Below are 11842 nucleotides of genomic sequence, written 5' to 3'. Positions count from 1 at the left end.
AGTACCCTATTGTGGCGTACTTTTGGGACGCGCCGCGGATGGGGGTGTATGCCGCTGTCTCGTCTGTTACGGGATGTCAGACCAGCCCCTGACGGCGGCCATGTGGTAACCGCGTGCCCGCGGGTGCCCCGAGCAGATGCCGCATTGACTCCGCGGCGCGGACGGCCGCGTCGGCACAGCAGTTGTTGAACAGGGCATGGACCTCGTCGGCCTGTTCGGCCATTTCGTGGAGGCGGGGGATCCACTCCCTCAGTTCCTCCGGGGCGTAGGTGTGGCGAAAGCGCTCCTCCTTGGTGCCGGTGCCCCAGGCGTCGTTGCGGCCGTGGAAGCGGGCCACCGCGAGGCCGGGTGAGGTGACCGGGGTGACCGGGGGTATGGAGGTGGGCAGTTTCTGGGTCATGTCTACGGCCACGGCGGACATGTCCCAGTCCTTGAGGGTCGCCTCGGTCTTGGCACGCTCGTCCTCTTGCCACCAGGCGGGGTGCCGGAATTCCACGGCGACGGGCCAGCCCGCCGTGCGCCACGCGCACTGGGCGAGGAACGCCTTTGACTGTGCGTCGCCGGGGGTGAACCAGGGCGGGAATTGGAAGAGCAGGGTGCCGAGCCGTCCTGACCTCTTCAGGGGTTCCAGCGCTCCGCTGAAGCGCTGCCATACCTCGTCGAGCACGGCCGGATCGATGTCTGCGGGCCTCGGTCGTCCGCCCCTTCGTCCGGGCAGTGCGTCGCGCAGCTCGGCAGGCAGGGCGTTCGGAGTCGTCGGGTGGCCGGTGAGGAGCGAGAACGCCTTGACGTCGAAGCGGAAACCGTCCGGGGTGCGCTCGGTCCACAGGGTGCTGTTGCGGGCGCTGGGCAGGGAGTAGTACGTGGCGTCGACCTCCACCACCGGGAACTGGGCGGCGTAGTGGCGCAGTCTTCCCTCCGCGTCGCGCAGCCCCGGTGGGTACCAGCCGCTGGACACCAGCGCGCGGTCCGTCCATGAACACGTGCCGACCAGAATCTCGCCCATGTCCTGCCGACTACCCCGGGTGGGGGTGGGTGCCACTGACGGACTGTCGGGTGGATGGATGCGCGCGATTGTCGGTCAACTGCCGCTGAGGGCTGGGGAGTGGTCGCCTCCGGTCGATGGGAGTGGGCGCGGCACCTCTTGCTGAACGTCCCTTTCGGTGCGTGGCTTCCGGCTCTACGTTTCGGGGGCTCCCCCTCGGGGAAGCCCCCACTTTGGGAGCGCTCCCATCCGCTCTCCCGGTCCCCCGAGGAGGATGGAGGAAGATCGCGAAATGATTTGTCATGAACGCGGCAATTCCTTACGTTGGGCATCTCGCGCCCTCGGCCTGCTGGCCGCGGCGCTGCTGTGTCTGATCCCGTGGTCCACCACCGCGAGCGCCCATGGATCCGTCGTCGACCCCGCGTCCCGCAACTACGGCTGCTGGCTGCGCTGGGGAGACGACTTCCAGAACCCCGAGATGGCGCAGTTGGACCCCATGTGCTGGCAGGCGTGGCAGGACAACCCGAATGCCATGTGGAACTGGAACGGGCTGTACCGCAACGGCTCCGCCGGCAACTTCCCGGCGGCGATCCCGGACGGGCAGCTGTGCAGCGGTGGCCACACCGAGGGCGGCCGCTACAACTCGCTGGACAAGCCGGGCGCCTGGCAGACGACGAAGATCGGCGGCAAGTTCACCGTCAAGCTGTACGACCAGGCCAGCCATGGTGCGGACTACTTCAAGGTCTACGTGAGCCGGCAGGGCTACGACCCCACCACCCAGCCGCTCAAGTGGAGTGACCTGCAACTGGTCGCCACGACCGGCAAGTACGCCCCCAGCCAGAGCTACTCGATCGACGTCAGCACCTCCGGCTACACCGGCCGCCACGTCGTCTACACGATCTGGCAGGCATCGCACATGGACCAGACGTACTTCCTGTGCAGTGACGTGAACTTCAGCTGAGCCGCCTCCCAAGGACGCACGCACCCGCACCACGGCCCCGCCGGACACATCCTGTCCGCGGGGCCCTCGGCTGAACGCTGAACTCGGACGGGAGCTCGCCGCGCTTCTGCGCCCCCGGCCCTGGAGCCGCTTACGGATGAACAGGGCAGGAGCGATGATGGAAAGGGAGGCACATATCACGTCTGTTCCAGCATGAGAGGACTGGAATCAGCATGGAACAGATCCACGCAGTTCGTCAGGTCGATCGCTATGTGCACCAGCGGCGCGCCACCGACCAGAGGTTCGTCAGCTGGCCTCTCTACTACTTTCTGCTCAGGTGGGTCACCCTTGGCATCTACTCGATTGTGATCTTCTATCGTCGCTTGAAACGCACTGATCTCTTCAGGGAGCGCCAGGCCCAATACACCGCTGCGGTCATCACCGCCACCCGCCAGTTCGCCGAGCAGCACGAACACTACGGAGCGGCCCGCGATGACCTCAACGACCTCTGGCGATTCATGAAGGAGCGCTTCGAGGACGAACACAAGCCGATCAAGGCAGGAGCGTCCCTCGCGCTCTCATTTCTCACGCTCGGCATTTACGGGTTCTATGCCACCTACCGCACGATGCGATTTTGGTGGGAGATACAGCTGACCGAGCAGGATTTCTATGACCAACTGGGCACCATCTGGGCCAAGTTGGGGATGGTCAACTATCCCGTGACTCTTGAAGTGAACGAGAACCTGCGTCGCAGCTTTGGAATCTACCTCTTTCTCACCATCATCACACTCGGAATTTTCTGGATCGTATGGGATTACCGCATGCATACCGATCCTGAAAAGATCTACCCAGAGTTCCATTCAGCCGAGGACGGCGTTCTCGGCGCACTCCGCACTGTCGATATGCGCGGGTGAGGTCGGCGCCTCAGCGCGGCAGGTACGTCGGATGCCGCCGGTCAGGTGAGGGGGCACGGCAGGGTCGCGACCCAGTGGTTGGGGGTGCAGGTCACCAGGGCCAGGGAGAGGAATGACGTGCGGCCCAGGTAGAAGCCGAAGGAGACGTCCGTGCCGTGGGTGAGGCGGTCGATGGCCGTGGTGACCAGGCGGGCCTGGCGGGCGGTGTCGGCTTCCTGGTGGGAGAGGAAGCCGGGGGCGTGTTCGGTCAGTTCGCGGCCCAGCCACGCCGCCGCGTCCTTCGGTTCTTCGAAGGTGGCGCGGATGAGGGCGGGGGTCTTCAGGAGCCAGAGGGACGTTTCCAGTGGGGGGAGCTCCGAGTGACGGAACGTTTCCAGGAACGTGCGGTAGTGCTCCTCGTCCTCCGCCGTGACGGGCGGGTGGGGGCGGTCGGGCGGGCGGCGGAGGGACTCCCGGTCGAACAGCTCCTTCTCGCCCAGCCACGAGTACGCGTGGATGTGCACGCGTCAGAGGTTCCCCCTGGGGGGATCTTGGAAGGCCCCTGATGGGGTGATGTCCGGGTGAGGGGCCTGTTTGGGTACTTCCGTGTTCTTTTACTTTGTGACGTCGATCTTTGCCACCTCGTCATAGAACGACAGGTGGTCCTTGATCTCCGACACCTTCTCGATCGGCTGCGGGTACGCCCACACCACGTCCGGCCGCGGCTCCGCGCCCTCGCCTGCCGGGCCGCGGTAGGTCCAGTACGCGGCCTCGCCCTTGAAGGGGCAGATGGTGTGGGTGTCGGTGGGCTCGAAGAGAGTCAGGTCCACGTCCTCCGGGGGGAGGTAGTAGCGGACCGGGAGACCGGTCTCGTGGACGAGCAGGGGGCGGGTGGACTCCGCTACGACGCGGCCGTCGATCGTGACCGTGACGCGCTGCGTGCCGCGCTCCACGTCCACGCGGTGTCCGCCGCTCGTGCCGGTGGTCTTGGGGTGGGAAGCGGGGGTGGACATTTCTTCCTGGCCTCCTCGGTGGGTGTGACGGGCGTCATGTCCCTTTGCCCCTCACAACGCTCTTCGCCGCTCCCTCATTCCGGACTGCGGGCCGCCTCGTCCGTCTCCCGTGGCCAGGCCCGGCCCTCCTGGCGTTCCACCTCGCGGTTGAAGCGGGTCAGGACGTCCTCGAAGCGGGCCACGTCCTCCGGGGTCCACGACTCCAGGAGCCGGGACAGGTCGGTCTGCCGGCAGGTCCGTTCCGCCGCCATGCGGTCGGCGCCCCGCGGGGTGACGCGGAGCTTGCGGGCCAGGCCGCCCTCCGGGTCCGGGATGCGTTCGACGAGGCCGGACCGGAGCAGGGCGCCGGTCTGGCGGTTGACGGTCGAGACGTCCAGCTGGAACGCGTCGGCCAGCTGGCCGATGGTCATCGCGCCCTCGACGTCCAGGCGGGAGAGGAGCAGATAGCCGGAGCGGTCCAGGCGGGTGGGGGTGCATGATTCGACCCCAGGGGTTGTGCCGGTGTCCGGCTGTGTCGTGGGGGCCTGGGCCTGGGGTGTCTTGGGGGCCTGGGCCTGGGATGTCTGAGGGGCCGGGGCGTCCGTCGCCTGGCCCTTGCGCTCGCGGGGGGTCAGGACCGAGCACCTGGCCACCAGCATCAGCTCGCGTTCCAGTCGCTCCAGCCGACGATCCGGCACGATTCCTCCTCGCCTCCCCCGCGCCCCTCAATGGAAGTGTGCACGATACACACCCTGTGTAGGATGCACATCTCTCATGCTTCCATCAATCTCCTGAACTGAACTTTCTTTGGAGGCGGCATTCGCATGCCCCAGTCAGCCCCACCTCGCGTCGCGGAACCCCTGAGCGCCGCGCCGTCCGGCACGCCGCTCCCGCGGGAGGTCGGCGGCGGCTTCGTGGCGGTGCTCGCGTTCTGCGGCATCGCCGTGTCCGTCATGCAGACGCTGGTCGTTCCGCTGGTCACCGAGTTGCCCCAGCTGCTGCACACCACCAGCTCCAACGCGTCCTGGGTGGTCACCGCCACCCTGCTCGCCGGTGCCGTCTCCACGCCCGTCATGGGGCGGCTCGGGGACATGTTCGGCAAGCGCCGGATGCTGATGGTCGCGCTGGCGCTGATGGTCATCGGCTCGCTGACCTGCGCCGTCACCTCCGACCTGGTGGTGATGGTGATCGGCCGGGCCATCCAGGGCGGGGCCATGGGCGCCATTCCGCTCGGCATCAGCGTCATGCGGGACGAGCTCCCGCCGCACAAGCTCGGCTCGGCGATGGCCCTGATGAGCTCGTCGCTCGGCATCGGCGGCGCGCTGGGGCTGCCCGCCGCCGCGTTCGTGGCGCAGCACACCAACTGGCATGTGCTCTTCTACGGGGCCGCGGGGCTGGGCGCGATATCCATCGCCCTCGTGCTCGCCGTCGTCCCGGAGTCCTCCGTCCGCACCCCCAGCCGCTTCGACGCCATCGGCGCGCTCGGGCTGACGGCCGGTCTCGTCTGTCTGCTTCTGCCCATCACCAAGGGCGGTGACTGGGGGTGGACGAGCGGCACCACGCTCGGGCTGTTCGGCGCGTCCGTTGTGATCCTGCTGCTCTGGGGCGTCTTCGAGCTCCGTACCGCCGAGCCGCTGGTCGATCTGCGGACCACGGCGCGGCGCCAGGTGCTGCTGACCAACCTCACCTCGATCATGGTCGGCTTCTCGTTCTACGCGATGTCGCTGATCCTGCCGCAGCTGCTGCAACTGCCGAAGGCCACCGGGTACGGCCTGGGCCAGTCGATGGTCATGGCCGGGCTCTACTTCGCCCCCATGGGCGTCGCGATGATGCTGGTCTCCCCGCTGTCCGCGCGGATCAACGCCGCGAGAGGGCCGAAGGTCTCGCTGGTCCTCGGGCTGCTCGTCATCGGCGCGACGTACGGTGCGGGGCTCGTCATGATCGACCACATCTGGCAGGTCGTGGTGCTGTCCACCGCGCTCGGCGTCGGTATCGGCATCGCGTACTCGGCGATGCCCACCCTGATCGTCAGCGCCGTCCCCGCCGCCGAGACGGGCGCGGCGAACGGGCTCAACACCCTCATGCGGTCGATCGGCATGTCCACCTCCAGCGCGGTGGTGGGCGTGATCCTGGCGCACCAGACCATCGACTTCGGTGGGGCGGCGCTGCCGAGCAAGGACGGGTTCAAGGTCTCGTTCCTGGTGGCGTGCGCCGCCTCGGTCGGCGGTCTGCTGATCGCCCTCTGCCTGCCCGGGCGGCAGCGGGCCAAGCGGACGGCGAGCTCGGGTCCCGTGGCCACTTCGGCTCCGGTGGCCGAGCCCGTTCCCGCTGCCGTCGCCGTCGCTCCCGCCGCGGTCGCCGCCGCCACCGAAGAGGTCGTGGGCGTCGACGATCTCCCCGACCTCACCGGCGGCGTCATCCACGGCCGGGTCCTCGGCCCCGGCGACACCCCGCTCGCCGAGGCCGCCGTCACCCTCATCGACACGGGCGGCCGTCAGCTCGGCCGTACGGTCACCGGCCGCGACGGCCGGTACCACCTGCCCACGCCCGACACCGCGAGCGTCGTCCTCATCGGCTCGGCCGCCGGGCATCAGCCGCAGGCCGCCACGCTGCTGGTCTCGGACCTGCCGGTCGTCTGCGATCTGCGGCTGTCCGGCGGGGGCGGGCTGACCGGGTCCGTACGGGCCCTCGGCGGCGAGCCGCTGGCCGGTGCGACCGCCACGGCCACCGGGCCCGAGGGCGAGGTCGCGGGGTCGGCGACCGCGGACGAGAAGGGCGAGTTCGGGCTGCCGGAGCTGGCTCCGGGGACGTACGCCCTGACCGTGACCGCCGCCGGGCACCGGCCGTACGCCACTCAGGTGGAGCTCACCGCCGGTGAGCCGGTGCGCGTGGACGCCGAGCTGTCGCCCGCGGCCCGGGTCCGGGGCACCGTACGGGACCGGGGCGGCCGGCCGCTCGGGGACGCGCGGGTCTCGCTGCTGGACGCGTCCGGGGACGTGGTCGGCCAGGTCATCACCGGTGCGGACGGGTCCTTCGGCTTCGATGCGCTCACCGGCGACCACTACACGGTGGTGGCCAGCGGCTACGCCCCGGCGACCCGCCAGGTCACGGTCGGCGGCGCGGCGGGCACCGAGCGGCGGGATGTGGACTTCCTGCTGGGGCACGGCGACGACGGCGAGGAGTGAGTCCGGGCCCTGAGCGGGGCCCGGCGGAGCACGACGTAAAGAGCGACAGGTAAGGAGCGGCGCCCTGGGCGCTGCTCCTTACTCATTCGGTCTCCTCGGATTACTCATTCGTTCTCCTCGGAGAGGCTCTCCTCCTCGGAAAGCCCCTCCTCCTCGGGGAGGCTCTCCCACGCCTCGCCCTTCCGGTACAGCTCGAAACCCTCCTCGTCCGCGATGGACTCCGCCTGGGCCCGGCTGCGGAGGGAGATCTCATACGTATGGCTGTCGACGGTCGCGTGGACGCCCGAGCCATCGGTGACCGTCTCGATGGAATGCGTCTCGTAGATGACGCGTCCCGGCTCGCACTTGCTCCAGACCACGTGCATGCTCACTGCCATCGGACCCACTCCCGCCGACGAGTCCCCTGGTTTCAGGGTCTCACCTGATCGCCGGGTCCACATGGCCTGACGTGGCCCTCGCGACGACCTCCGTACTCCCCGCGGCCCCCGCCTCACCTCCGTCTGCCGAACAGCACCACGTTCGCCAGGGCGAGGACCACCAGCGCGCCCCCGAACCACATGACGCTCGGGACCGCGATCCCGTCCGCCGCCCGGCCGCCGAGCAGCGCGCCCAGCGATATCGCCACGTTGAAGACGCCGACGTACAGCGCCGACGCCGCCTCCCGCGCGTCCGGCGCCGCGTGCAGCACCCAGGTCTGGCAGGTCACCGACACCCCGCCGTACGCCAGGCCCCACACCAGCAGCAGTACGGCCGCCCCCGCCGTCGTGGCACCCGCGACCGGGACCAGCAGTTCGGCCGCCGCCAGCAGGGTGAAGATGACCATGAGGGTGCGGCGCGGATCGCGGTGGGCGGTGGCGCCGGCCAGGAAGTTCCCGGCGATGCCCGCCACGCCGTACGCCAGCAGCAGGGTGCTGATCAGGCCCGCCCCGACCCCGGCGACGTCCTCGAGCACCGGGCGGACGTAGGTGTACGCGCCGAAGTGGCCGGTGACCAGCAGCAGGGTGGTGATGAGGCCGGTCCGCAGCCGGACGTTGCGGAACAGGCCCGGCACCTCGCGCAGCCGGATGGTGCCGGTGGCGGGCAGCGGCGGCAGGGTGACGGCCATGGCGGCGGCCACGGCCAGCGACAGCGCGGCGAAGGCGGCGAACGCGACCCGCCAGTGGACCAGATCGCCGATGAGCGTGCCGATCGGCACACCGAGCACCGAGGCCATCGCGATACCGCTGAAGATCAGCGTGGTGGCGTGGCCCGCGGAGCGCTCGGGCACCAGCCGCACCGCGAGCCCGCCCGCGATCGACCACACCCCGCCGATGCTCACCCCGACCAGCACCCGGGCGAACAGCAGGACGGCGAAGCCGGGCGCCAGCGCGGAGAGCAGATTGGCGACGGCCAGCAGCACCATCAGACCGCACAGCACCAGCCGCCGGTCGTAGCGGCCGACGGTGACGGTGAGCAGCGGGGCGGCGAGCGCGGCGACCAGGCCGGGCACGGTCATGGCCAGCCCCGCCGTACCGTCCGAGACCCCGAGCGCGGAGCCGATCGAGGTGAGCAGGCCGACCGGCAGCATCTCGGTGGTGACCACCGCGAAGGTGCCGACCGCGACGGCGACGACGGCGAGCCAGGACCCGGGCCGGGACCCGAGCCAGGCCCCGAACCGGACTCCGAGCCGGGCCCCGAGCCGGGCTCTGAACGGCGAGCGCACCTCAGGAGGTGACCCGGATGTGCCTGCCGGAGCGCTGAGTTCCGTGCTATTGGACATGTCTTTAGCGAACAGCCGTGCCCCTGCGGGAACAACGCCGAAGTTTTCAGCCTTCCATGAGCGAAGCTCATCAATCGGCGTCGGTGGGAGGCCATGGCCCATGGCCGGGTTGGAGATCCGCGAGCTGGAGTGCTTCCTCGTGCTGAGCGAGGAGCTCCACTTCGGCCGCGCGGCGGAGCGGTTGTATGTCTCGCAGAGCCGGGTGAGCCAGCTGCTGCGGAACCTGGAGCGCCGGATCGGCGCCCGGCTGCTGGAGCGCACCAGCCGCCGGGCGCGGCTGACCCCGCTCGGCGAGCGGTTCCTGACCGAGCTCCGGCCCGCCTACGAGGCGCTGTACGGGGCCTTCGAGACCGCCCGCGGAGCGGCGCGCGGGGTGGACGGCGTGCTGCGGATCGGGTTCCAGGGGGCCGCCGACGAACGGGTGACCGCGGCCATCGCGGCCTTCCGGGAGTGCCACCCCGGCTGTGAGCCGACGACCGTGGAGATCCCGCTGGCCGATCCGTTCGGCGCGGTGCGGGCCGGTGAGGTGGACGCCGCGATCGTCTGTCTGCCGGTGGCCGAGCCCGACCTCGTCCTCGGCCCGGTCTTCTCCAAGCAGCCGCAGACCGTGGTGGTCTCGGCCCGCCATCCGTTCGCGGGCCGCGGCCGGGTGGACGCCGAGGCGCTGGCCGACTGCCCGCTGATCGGCCCGTCCGCCCCGCGCCGCGCTACTGGCACGACGCGATGGCGCCCGTCGCCACCCCCGGCGGGCGGCCCATCCCGCGCGGGCCACTGGTGCACACGCTCCAGGAGGGGCTGGCGGCGGTCGCGGCGGGCCGGGGCGGGATGCTGCTGTGCGCCCCGACGGCGGAGTACCACCGCCGCCGGGACATCACCTTCGTACCGGTCGAGGGGGTGCCGGACTCGATGCTCGGCCTGGTGTGGCGGCGGGCGGACGAGACCGCGCGGTTACGGGCGTTCGGGCGGGCGGTGGCGGAGCTGTGCGCTGAGGCGGCGGCCGAACCGTGCACACATGGACGGCGGAACTGTGCGCGTAGGCGGTGGCTAGCCCACATCCCTGCGCATGCACACCCGCGGCCAGCGGTCCAGCCCATGACCGGCCTCGCTGAGCCGGATCTCGCGGAGGCCGGGGGTCAGCTCGGCCTCGGTCAGGGTTCGGAAGCCGCACCGCGCGGCGTAGTACGGGGCGTTCCAGGCCACGTCCAGGAAGGTGGTCAGGGTGAGCGCGGGGACGCCGTCGCCCGCGGCCCGCGTCGCGATGTGGTCGATCAGGGCCCGTCCCACGCCACGGCGGGCGCTGTCGGGATGGACCGAGATCTGCTCGATATGGATGTTTCCGTCGACGGGGTCGGTGATCAGGTACGCCATCGCCCGGTCGGCGTCGTCCACCGCGACCCAGGCCCGTCCGGCCCGCTGGTAGCGGCTCAGCTCTTCCAGGCTCAGGGGCTCGTCATCGGCGACTTCGTCCATTCCGATGTCCCGGAAGCAGAGTCCGGCGGCGCGCTCTATGTCCTGGAGGACGGGGAGTTCTTCACTGGTGCTCGTTCGAATCCGCACCCCACCATCATCCTCCGGAACGCCGGAACAAAGGCGTGCCCCCCACCGCCGTGGAGAGCACCCTTCGGCCGTTCCTTCATATGAACGCATATGAACGCCATCGGACCGAGGTCACCCCAATGACCTCGGCCTTCTCCGCTGGCGGTGATCATGAATCTACCAAGGCCGGTGCGCTGAGGCGAGGTTGAGGGGGTGTCATGTGCGTACTCACGCCTGGGCGTCATGTACGTACTACGCCCGCGCCTCCGCCGCGCCCTCCGCGATCGCCTCGTCCACCTCGCCCGTGCGCGCCGCCTCCTCCGCCGCGAAGCGCTGCTGGTCCAGCCGCTCGGCCAGCTCCTCGTCCTGGTGCATCAGCAGGTCGAGGTTGCTGTCGCCCAGCTCCAGCACGCCCATGTCGACATACGCCCGCTGGAGCCGCTCGCCCCACAGCCCGATGTCCTTCACACACGGCACGATCCGGCTGAAGAGCAGCTTGCGGAACATATGCAGGAACTGCGACTGCTCGCAGTACTCCTCGGCCTCGGCCTTCGGGATGCCGAAGTTCTCCAGGACCTCCACGCCGCGCAGCCGGTCGCGCATCAAGTAGCAGCCCTCGATGACGAATTCCTCGCGCTCGCGCAGCTCCGCGTCGCTCAGCTGCCGGTAGTAGTCGCGCAGCGCCATCCGGCCGAAGGCCACATGGCGGGCCTCGTCCTGCATGACGTAGGCGAGGATCTGCTGGGGCAGCGGCTTGTCGGTGGTGTCGCGGATGAGGCCGAACGCGGCGAGCGCGAGGCCCTCGATGAGCACCTGCATGCCCAGGTAGGCCATGTCCCAGCGGGAGTCGCGGAGGGTGTCGCCGAGGAGGGTCCGCAGATCGGTGTTGATGGGGTAGACCGTGCCGAGCTTGTCGTGCAGGAAGCGGCCGTAGAGCTCGGCGTGGCGCGCCTCGTCCATGGTCTGGGTCGCGGAGTAGAACTTGGCGTCGAGGTCGGGCGCGGCCTCCACGATCCGGGCCGCGCACACCATCGCGCCCTGTTCGCCATGGAGGAACTGGCTGAACTGCCAGGCGGCGACATGATGGCGCAATTCGCCCTTGTCCCGGTCGGTCATCCGGTCCCAGTGGCGGGTGCCGTAGAGGGCGAGCGACTCATCGGGGGTGCCCAGCGGATCGTACGGGTCCACGTCCAGGCCCCAGTCGATCCGCTTGACCGCGTCCCACTGCTTGTCCTTGCCCTTCTGGTAGAGGGCGAGCAGCCGGGCCCGGTGATCGTCGTACTCCCAGCTGAACCGGGCGGCGCCGCCGGCGGGCACCTGCCAGAGGGGGTCTCCGGGATCCATCGCGTAGAGCTCTTGCGTCGCCACCGACGCCTCCTTCGCCTCGCTCCCCCGTGAACGGATGCGTACTCGGCAGGCTCACACGTCCGTTACTCGGCGGTCAATAAGACCTCCCCAAGGGATTGACGGCCTTGCTGACGCGGAGTCTCATAAGAGGTATCCGCCGGTAACCGTTCCCACCGGCGTCTGCCCGAGCCATCAGTGAGGTGCC

At 69.7% G+C, this 11842-nt stretch carries 12 protein-coding genes; 4 read left to right on the top strand and 8 right to left on the bottom strand.

What is annotated here, in order from left to right; translation table 11 throughout:
* Positions 1–76 precede the first annotated feature (76 nt).
* Positions 77–1006: a DUF72 domain-containing protein gene (locus KHP12_RS33675; RefSeq protein ID WP_211834008.1), complete on the bottom strand. Its 930-nt coding sequence runs from the start codon at positions 1004–1006 to the stop codon at positions 77–79.
* 271 nt (positions 1007–1277) lie between these two features.
* Here KHP12_RS33675 and KHP12_RS33670 point away from each other — a divergent pair, with 271 nt between their 5' ends.
* Both KHP12_RS33670 and KHP12_RS33665 read left to right on the top strand, forming a co-directional pair.
* Positions 1278–1946, top strand: coding sequence for a lytic polysaccharide monooxygenase auxiliary activity family 9 protein (locus KHP12_RS33670; RefSeq protein WP_211834007.1), 669 nt, complete (start codon positions 1278–1280; stop codon positions 1944–1946).
* A gap of 212 nt (positions 1947–2158) precedes the next feature.
* Positions 2159–2839 (top strand): DUF4234 domain-containing protein, encoded by a 681-nt coding sequence (locus KHP12_RS33665; RefSeq protein ID WP_086884872.1) that lies wholly within the window; start codon positions 2159–2161, stop codon positions 2837–2839.
* A gap of 41 nt (positions 2840–2880) precedes the next feature.
* Here KHP12_RS33665 and KHP12_RS33660 read toward each other — a convergent pair whose 3' ends face one another.
* From KHP12_RS33660 to KHP12_RS33650, 3 genes are all read right to left on the bottom strand, one after another.
* Complete coding sequence (locus tag KHP12_RS33660) at positions 2881–3342, bottom strand: hypothetical protein (RefSeq protein ID WP_211834006.1); 462 nt, start codon at positions 3340–3342, stop codon at positions 2881–2883.
* 90 nt (positions 3343–3432) lie between these two features.
* The gene (locus tag KHP12_RS33655; protein WP_086883511.1) at positions 3433–3831 is read right to left on the bottom strand and encodes a DUF427 domain-containing protein; all 399 of its coding nucleotides are present in this window, start codon (positions 3829–3831) and stop codon (positions 3433–3435) included.
* A 74-nt stretch (positions 3832–3905) separates the two neighbouring features.
* Entirely contained in the window at positions 3906–4508 is a 603-nt protein-coding gene (locus tag KHP12_RS33650; RefSeq protein ID WP_308016846.1) for a MarR family winged helix-turn-helix transcriptional regulator, read from the bottom strand.
* A gap of 126 nt (positions 4509–4634) precedes the next feature.
* Between KHP12_RS33650 and KHP12_RS33645 the strand changes: the two genes are divergently transcribed.
* Positions 4635–6995, top strand: coding sequence for an MFS transporter (locus tag KHP12_RS33645; protein WP_211834005.1), 2361 nt, complete (start codon positions 4635–4637; stop codon positions 6993–6995).
* 104 nt (positions 6996–7099) lie between these two features.
* Here KHP12_RS33645 and KHP12_RS33640 read toward each other — a convergent pair whose 3' ends face one another.
* Positions 7100–7372, bottom strand: coding sequence for a hypothetical protein (locus tag KHP12_RS33640; protein WP_086883513.1), 273 nt, complete (start codon positions 7370–7372; stop codon positions 7100–7102).
* A 113-nt stretch (positions 7373–7485) separates the two neighbouring features.
* Positions 7486–8754 (bottom strand): MFS transporter, encoded by a 1269-nt coding sequence (locus KHP12_RS33635; RefSeq protein ID WP_086883514.1) that lies wholly within the window; start codon positions 8752–8754, stop codon positions 7486–7488.
* A 100-nt stretch (positions 8755–8854) separates the two neighbouring features.
* On the opposite strand from KHP12_RS33635, the gene KHP12_RS33630 reads away from it, so the two are divergent.
* The gene (locus tag KHP12_RS33630; protein WP_246648756.1) at positions 8855–9802 is read left to right on the top strand and encodes a LysR family transcriptional regulator; all 948 of its coding nucleotides are present in this window, start codon (positions 8855–8857) and stop codon (positions 9800–9802) included.
* Here the strand turns inward: KHP12_RS33630 and KHP12_RS33625 are convergent.
* Both KHP12_RS33625 and KHP12_RS33620 read right to left on the bottom strand, forming a co-directional pair.
* Positions 9799–10311 carry a GNAT family N-acetyltransferase gene (locus KHP12_RS33625; RefSeq protein WP_086883517.1) on the bottom strand — a complete coding sequence of 171 codons (513 nt, stop codon included), beginning with the start codon at positions 10309–10311 and terminating at the stop codon, positions 9799–9801. The genes KHP12_RS33630 and KHP12_RS33625 overlap by 4 nt on opposite strands.
* A 231-nt stretch (positions 10312–10542) precedes the next feature.
* On the bottom strand, positions 10543–11658 hold the full coding sequence (locus tag KHP12_RS33620) for a ferritin-like domain-containing protein (protein ID WP_086883515.1): 1116 nt from the start codon (positions 11656–11658) through the stop codon (positions 10543–10545).
* Positions 11659–11842: the final 184 nt, after the last annotated feature.

The sequence above is a fragment of the Streptomyces asiaticus genome (genome assembly GCF_018138715.1).
Classification (GTDB): Bacteria; Actinomycetota; Actinomycetes; order Streptomycetales; family Streptomycetaceae; genus Streptomyces; species Streptomyces asiaticus.
Note: the sequence above shows the minus strand (reverse complement) of the source record. Positions and strands in the feature narration are given on the sequence as shown.

Excerpts from the sequence above, each read along its gene's own strand:
- KHP12_RS33655 (WP_086883511.1), bottom strand. The coding sequence starts at position 3,831 with ATGTCCACCCCCGCTTCCCACCCCAAGACCACCGGCACGAGCGGCGGA.
- KHP12_RS33665 (WP_086884872.1), top strand. The coding sequence starts at position 2,159 with ATGGAACAGATCCACGCAGTTCGTCAGGTCGATCGCTATGTGCACCAG.
- KHP12_RS33640 (WP_086883513.1), bottom strand. The coding sequence starts at position 7,372 with ATGGCAGTGAGCATGCACGTGGTCTGGAGCAAGTGCGAGCCGGGACGC.
- KHP12_RS33675 (WP_211834008.1), bottom strand. The coding sequence starts at position 1,006 with ATGGGCGAGATTCTGGTCGGCACGTGTTCATGGACGGACCGCGCGCTG.
- KHP12_RS33630 (WP_246648756.1), top strand. The coding sequence starts at position 8,855 with ATGGCCGGGTTGGAGATCCGCGAGCTGGAGTGCTTCCTCGTGCTGAGC.
- KHP12_RS33670 (WP_211834007.1), top strand. The coding sequence starts at position 1,278 with ATGATTTGTCATGAACGCGGCAATTCCTTACGTTGGGCATCTCGCGCC.
- KHP12_RS33635 (WP_086883514.1), bottom strand. The coding sequence starts at position 8,754 with ATGTCCAATAGCACGGAACTCAGCGCTCCGGCAGGCACATCCGGGTCA.
- KHP12_RS33645 (WP_211834005.1), top strand. The coding sequence starts at position 4,635 with ATGCCCCAGTCAGCCCCACCTCGCGTCGCGGAACCCCTGAGCGCCGCG.